At 68.4% G+C, this 4,530-nt stretch carries 3 protein-coding genes; 2 read left to right on the top strand and 1 reads right to left on the bottom strand.

Annotated features, from left to right (window positions below):
* Nucleotides 1–31 precede the first annotated feature (31 nt).
* On the top strand, nucleotides 32–2,443 hold the full coding sequence (locus EB084_20100) for a deoxyribodipyrimidine photolyase (protein NDD30569.1): 2,412 nt from the start codon (nucleotides 32–34) through the stop codon (nucleotides 2,441–2,443).
* Here the strand turns inward: EB084_20100 and EB084_20095 are convergent.
* Nucleotides 2,367–2,645 (bottom strand): GIY-YIG nuclease family protein, encoded by a 279-nt coding sequence (locus tag EB084_20095; protein NDD30568.1) that lies wholly within the window; start codon nucleotides 2,643–2,645, stop codon nucleotides 2,367–2,369. The two genes, EB084_20100 and EB084_20095, sit on opposite strands and share 77 nt — an antisense overlap.
* A 267-nt stretch (nucleotides 2,646–2,912) precedes the next feature.
* Here EB084_20095 and htpG point away from each other — a divergent pair.
* On the top strand, nucleotides 2,913–4,530 hold a 1,618-nt coding region (gene htpG / locus EB084_20090), incomplete at its 3' end, for a molecular chaperone HtpG (GenBank protein NDD30567.1).

Genomic DNA, 4,530 nt, shown 5'->3' with positions numbered 1-4,530 from the left:
CGCCCTGGCCGAGCCACGCCACGGTGAATTCGTGATCTACTGGATGCGCGTGGCCCTCCGCGGTCACGAGAACCCCGCCCTCGACACCGCGCTCGAGGCGGCCCGCGCCCTGGGCGTTCCGATGTTCGTCTACCAGGGCCTGAGCGAGCGCTACCCGTACGCCTCCGACCGGCATCACACGTTCATCTTGCAGGGCACCCGAGACGTGCAGGCCGAGCTCGAAGCGCGAGACGTGGGATATCTTCTGCACGTCGAGCGACCGGGCGCGCGGGAGAGCGTTCTGCGCGACCTGGCCGCGCGCGCGGCCCTCGTCGTCACCGAAGACCTCCCCGTCCCTCCCCTCGACGGCTGGGCGCGCGCGGTGAGCCGCGCTGCGCCGCTCTGGCTCGTCGATACCGCCTGCGTGGTTCCCCTGCGCAGCGTGCGCACGGTGTGCGACCGCGCCTTCCGCTTCCGCCAGGAGATCGAGGGCGACCTCGAGCGCCGGCTCACGCAGGCCTGGCCAGAGGCCAAAGGCGGCAGCGGCTTCGTTCCGCGACTCGACGACAGGCCATCGCTCGACCCTCGCGCCCTCGACATCGCAGCGCTGGTGGCCTCGTGCGCCATCGATCACTCCGTGGCGCCCGTTCCCCACACCATCGGCGGCAGCACGGCGGGGTACGCTCGCTGGCACGCCTTCCGCCGCGAGAAGCTTGCGCGCTACGCATACGACCGCAACGACCCGCTTCGCGACCCCTCGAGCCGGATGTCAGCATACCTGCACTACGGCATGGTCTCACCCCTGCGCATCGCGCGGGAGGCCGCGGGCTTCGACAAGTACATCGACGAGCTGATCATCTGGCGCGAGCTCGCCCATCACTTCTGCCTGCACCGCAGCGCGCAAGGCCCGCTCGAATCACTCGACAGCCTGCCGCGCTGGGCCGTCGAGACCCTGACCCGACACGCCGCCGACCCCCGCCCTCGAGCGTGCACGTGGGAGACCCTGTCCCGAGGCGTCACCTCCGACGGCCTGTGGAACGCCACGCAGGCCTGTCTGCGCATCCACGGCGAGCTGCACAACAACGTGCGCATGACGTGGGGCAAGACGCTGCTCGAGCTCACCGCCTCGCCCCAGCGCGCCCTCGAGATGCTCATCGATCTCAATCACCGCTACGCCCTCGACGGTCGAGATCCGTCGTCGTACGGAGGGCTGCTCTGGTGTCTCGGCCTCTTCGACCGCCCGTTCTCTCCCGAGGAGAAGATCACCGGTACGGTGAGATCGCGCTCTTCAAGAGAGCACGCCGCGCGTCTCGACGTGAAGCGCTACAGCGAGCAGGTCACCCGGCCCGCGCTCATCTCGCCCCACGCGAGCATCGTGGGGAACGCGCCCCTGCGCATCGCGGTGATCGGCGCCGGCGTGAGCGGGCTGGCCTGCACGCGAACCCTGCACGATCACGGGCACCGCCCGCGCCTCTTCGACAAGGCGCGCAGACCCGGCGGGCGCCTCGCCAGCCGCTCGGAAGGGTTCGATCACGGCGCGCCCGCCTTCACGGCGGCGCACCCGGCCTTTCGCCGTCTCGTCGACGCCTGGGTGGAAGACGGGCTGGCCGCCCCCTGGCGTCCGCATTGCGCGCGCCTCGTCGACGGCACGGCAGAGCCCCTGCCCAGATCGGGCGAGTGGTTCGTGGGCCTCCCTCACAACAACCGCGTGGCGGCCCACCTGGCCGCCGACCTCGACGTCCGCGTCGAGACGCGGGTGTCGCGCATCGCCCGCGACGACGACGGCTGGACCTTGCAGGCCGCCGACGCCTCGTTCGGCTCGTTCGACGCCGTCGTGCTCGCCATGCCGTTCGAGCAGACCCGCGATCTGCTCGTCGCCAGCGGGCTCGAAGCGCCCTCCACGGTGCCTCCGATGCAGGCCTGCGTCACCGCCATGGTGTCCGGCAGCCTTCCCATTCCGCTCAACACCGACATCCTCGTGTTCGACGATAGCCCCGCCGCCTGCGTCATACGCGAGGGCAGCAAGCCCGGACGCCCATCGGGAGAGCGCTTCACCGTGCACTTCCGGCCGGCGTGGGCGACCGCGCACCTCGATCTCGAGAGCGAGGCCCTGCAACGCGCGGTGATCGATGCGCTTGCCGCCATCCCCCTGCTCAGAGACGCAATGCGCGACCCCTCGGCGCAGGTGAAGGTTCACCGCTGGCGCTATGCCTGCGCGGCCCACCTGCGCGATGGTGTGCCCGGCCTCTGCGACTTCGACGCAACGCCCTCCGCGCCAGACGCTACGCCAGACGCAGCCCGCGGCGAACCCGGGTGCCTCTCCCTCGCCGCCGACCTGCTGCTCTGCGGCGACGCCGTGGGGCGGGGCGGCGCCGAACAGGCCTGGCTCAGCGGGGTTGCGGCGGCGGCGAGGATCCTGGCGAGCGTGGCCCATCGATCAGACGCAGCTTCTCGGCGCGGCTGAGCCCCTTCACCTGAAGCTCGCGGCGCAGCGCGTCGCCTCGGGTCTCGAACGGCCCTTCGCGATAGACGAGCGCCGCGGGAAGGCGTGAGGCCACATAGCGCGACCCCTTCCCCTGCAGATGCTGGGCGAGGCGCTTCTGCGGGTCGACGGCGATGCCGCAGTAGAGCGTGTCATCGGCGCAGCGGAGCAGGTAGAGGTACACGTCGAGAGGGTTCCCCCCGCGCGCGCGTCACCCCTGTCTCGAGAGACGCCCGAAGGCAGCCTCCCCCCTCGGGAACCTTATCGAGCGAACGCACTTCAATCGTGGGGGCCGAAAGAAGGAACCCGCGCCCCGCGCGCGTACCTCTTCGGACCGGCCACGCCGCCCCGGAGCCGCCGTCGAGACCGTAATCGCAGACCCTCTCGACCGCACCAGGCCCCACACGCGCGGCGCCCGGCCCCCAATCCTTACGCACATTGGAGAACAGCCGTGAACGCACAGATCGAAACCCTCGAGTTCCAGGCAGAGGCCCGTCAGCTGCTGACGCTGATGGTGCACTCCATCTACTCGAACAAGGACATCTTCCTGCGCGAGCTCATCTCGAACGCCTCCGACGCCCTCGACAAGCTGCGCATCGAAGCCCTGCTGCAACCCGACATCGCCGACACCAGCGACCTCCACATCGACCTCATCGCCGACAAGGAGACGCGCACCCTCACCATTCGAGACAACGGCATCGGCATGAGCCGCGACGACGTGGTGAACCTCATCGGCACCATCGCCCGCTCCGGGACCGCGGAGTTCCTCAAGAAGCTGCGTGAGAGCAAGGACGCGGCGGGTTCCCAAGACCTCATCGGCCAGTTCGGCGTGGGCCGTCGCGCGGGCCAGGCCGAAGGCACGCGCTGGGAGTCGGCCGGTGAAGGCACCTACACCATCGAAACGCTCGACGACGCGCCCCAGGGCACGTCGGTGACCCTTCACCTGAAGCCGGAAGACAAGGAAGATCAGCTCCACGACTACACGTCAGACTGGAAGCTGCGCGAGATCGTCAAGAAGTACTCCGACTTCATCTCGTGGCCCGTGCGCATGGAGGTCGAGACGCCGGGCGAAGAGGGCAAGACCAGCACCGAGAACCAGACCCTCAACTCGATGAAGGCCATCTGGGCGCGCCCCAAGGACGAGGTGACGGCCGACGAGTACAAGGAGTTCTACAAGCACGTCAGCCACGACTGGAACGACCCCCTCGAGACCATTCACTTCCGCGCCGAGGGCACCTTCGAGTACGAAGCGCTGCTGTTCATCCCGTCGCGGGCTCCGTACGACCTGTTCATGCGCGAGGCGAAGCGCGGCGTGCAGCTGTACGTGAAGCGCGTCTTCATCATGGACGACTGCGAGGCGCTCATGCCCGAGTACCTCCGCTTCGTGAAGGGCGTGGTCGACGCGCAAGACCTCTCGCTCAACGTCTCGCGCGAGATCCTGCAGCAAGACCGCCAGATCCAGCAGATGCGCCGCCGCCTCGTGAAGAAGGTGCTCTCGACCCTGCAAGAGCTGGCCAGCGAGAAGCCCGAGAGCTACGACACCTTCTGGACCGCCCTCGGCCGCGCGCTGAAGGAAGGGCTGTACGGCGACTTCGAGAACCGCGACACCTTGCTCGAGCTTGCTCGGTTCGAGTCGACCCACGCCGAGACCGGCACCACGTCGCTGCGCCAGTACATCGAGCGCATGAAGGAAGGTCAGAAGGACATCTTCTTCATGACCGGCGACTCGCGCGCCACGCTCGAGAACTCGCCCCACATGGAGGCCTTCCGCGCCAAGGGCTACGAGGTGCTGCTGCTCACCGACGGCATCGACGAGATGTGGACCGAGATGGTGGCTGAGTTCGACGGCAAGTCGTTCAAATCCATCGCCAAGGGGCAGGTCGATCTCGACACCGAAGACGAGAAGAAGTCGGCCGAGGCCGCACGCGAGCAGCAGAAGAAAGACTTCGCCGCGATGATGTCGTGGATGGCGTCGAAGCTCGAGAAGGACGTGAAAGAGGTGCGACTGTCGACCCGACTCACCACCTCGCCGGCCTGCGTGGTGGGTGACGCCCACGACCCCACCCCCA

It is taken from the genome of Pseudomonadota bacterium (assembly GCA_010028905.1).
Taxonomy (GTDB): Bacteria; Vulcanimicrobiota; Xenobia; order RGZZ01; family RGZZ01; genus RGZZ01.
The sequence above is the reverse complement of the archived record's forward strand: the minus strand, read 5'-3'. Positions and strand labels throughout refer to the sequence as shown.